Genomic DNA, 1,842 nt, shown 5'->3' with positions numbered 1-1,842 from the left:
AAAACCTACTTATGCTGGCGGTAACCTACAAGTACCGGATTGATCCAGATGCCTCTTGCTCTTGTCCGGTGGACAGGGGTTCCTGGGTGCAGGAGTCCATCCTGCCTGCCGATGCACCGTTCCCTGTGGATTAGACTTGTTTTGCAAGCTGGCAGTAGCCAGGGAGGCTGGGGAAGGGAAGCCACTTGTCCAGTCGTTTTGTCGGGGGTTGTAGACCCAGACAAGTGGCGTGGGGCAGGAATGCCCGACCGCGAGGTAAGGACTCCGTCCTGCTGACGGGAAGGGTGGCCCGCGCTCTGTCCGTAGGACGAGCGCCGGGAGGATGTCACGGTGCATGAAGGGTGGGATCCTCTGCACAAGCGTTCGTGAGGTTGGGTTCATGTCTTCCGTGCTGTGGCAAGCGATTGGGTATGCCTGTGGGATCTCGCTGGGGCTCCTAGGCTTGGTTGCCCTGGTCAACGTTCTTGTGGGGTGGCTGGATCGGCAGACCTCAGAGACTCCGGAGGAGCCGACCGAGTCGCCAGAACCCTGCAGCACAACGGAGGGATCCCCGTCGGCATGAGTGACAGGGTTCGCGTTCACGTCTGGGTACGGGGGCGGGTTCAGGGGGTGGGGTTTCGCGCCCACACCGAAGCCATGGCCCGCAATGCCGGTGTTGGCGGCTGGGTGCGCAACTTGCGGGATGGTCGCGTCGAGGCCGTTTTTGAAGGATCCCCTGCTGCGGTGGAGGCCATGCTGCGCTGGTGCCAACAGGGCAGCCCCGGTTCGGTTGTGGAGGCCATTGAGCAACGTTCCGAGCCGCCGGAAGGTCTACCCACTTTTGAGATTCGCCCTACCGTTTGAGGAAGTTTCGCTGTTCTGAGGATCTGCTTCAAGCTGGGCTGCTCCGGCCTCGTCCTGGGTTCTGGGCTGCCGTCCCCAGAAACTGTCTGTGAGCTGGGATCCCCCAAGGTCGCACTAGAATGGTTACACCGCCAGTTTTTCCTATCCCATGACTGTTGCTGCCCCCGCCAAAGTGCAATACGAAGCTGTGATTGGGCTGGAAGTTCACTGCCAGCTCAGCACCCGCTCCAAGATCTTTTCCAGCAGCGCGACGGCATTTGGCGCTCCCCCCAACACGAATATCGACCCGATTTGTATGGGCTTGCCCGGCACCCTGCCGGTGTTGAACGAAAAGGTGCTGGAGTACGCGGTCAAAGCCGGTTTGGCCTTGAATTGCACCATTGCCCCCTACAGCAAGTTCGACCGCAAGCAATACTTTTACCCCGACTTGCCCAAAAACTACCAAATCTCGCAATACGACCTGCCAATTGCCACCCACGGCTGGATCGAGATCCAGCTCAGCGACGGTCGCACCAAGCGCATCGGCATCACCCGTCTGCACATGGAAGAAGACGCGGGCAAACTGGTACATGCTGGCAGCGATCGCCTATCGGGATCCAGCTATTCTTTGGTGGATTTCAACCGAGCGGGGGTTCCCCTCATCGAGATCGTCAGCGAGCCGGACATCCGCAGCGGGGAAGAGGCAGCCGAGTATGTGCAAGAGCTGCGCCGCATCCTGCGCTATGCCGGGCTGTGCGATGGCAACCTGCAGGAGGGATCCCTGCGCTGTGATGTGAACATCTCGGTACGTCCGCTGGGATCCCAGACCTTTGGCACGAAGGTGGAAATTAAAAACATGAACTCCTTCAACGCCATCCAACGGGCCATCGAGTACGAGTTCAACCGCCAAGTCAAGGCTGTGGAGGCAGGCGAGCGGATCGTGCAAGAGACCCGCCTCTGGGAAGAAAACAGCCAGCGCACCATCAGCATGCGCAAGAAAGAGGGATCCAGCGACTATCG

The 1,842-nt window shown here is 59.7% G+C and carries 3 protein-coding genes; all 3 read left to right on the top strand.

Going from position 1 to position 1,842, the window contains the following annotated elements:
* Nucleotides 1-379 precede the first annotated feature (379 nt).
* A complete protein-coding gene (locus NW820_RS11475) occupies nt 380-562 on the top strand; it encodes a hypothetical protein (RefSeq protein ID WP_041436250.1) in 183 nt (60 codons plus the stop codon).
* On the top strand, nt 559-843 hold the full coding sequence (locus NW820_RS11470; RefSeq protein WP_414351467.1) for an acylphosphatase: 285 nt from the start codon (nt 559-561) through the stop codon (nt 841-843). Before NW820_RS11475 ends, NW820_RS11470 begins: the two co-directional genes overlap by 4 nt.
* Nucleotides 844-991: 148 nt before the next feature.
* On the top strand, nt 992-1,842 hold an 851-nt coding region (gene gatB, locus NW820_RS11465; protein ID WP_414407545.1), incomplete at its 3' end, for an Asp-tRNA(Asn)/Glu-tRNA(Gln) amidotransferase subunit GatB.

The organism is Synechococcus sp. R55.7, assembly GCF_047461955.1.
GTDB lineage: Bacteria > Cyanobacteriota > Cyanobacteriia > Thermostichales > Thermostichaceae > Thermostichus.
Note: the sequence above shows the minus strand (reverse complement) of the source record. Positions and strands in the feature narration are given on the sequence as shown.

Excerpts from the sequence above, each read along its gene's own strand:
- NW820_RS11470 (WP_414351467.1), top strand. The coding sequence starts at position 559 with ATGAGTGACAGGGTTCGCGTTCACGTCTGGGTACGGGGGCGGGTTCAG.
- NW820_RS11475 (WP_041436250.1), top strand. The coding sequence starts at position 380 with ATGTCTTCCGTGCTGTGGCAAGCGATTGGGTATGCCTGTGGGATCTCG.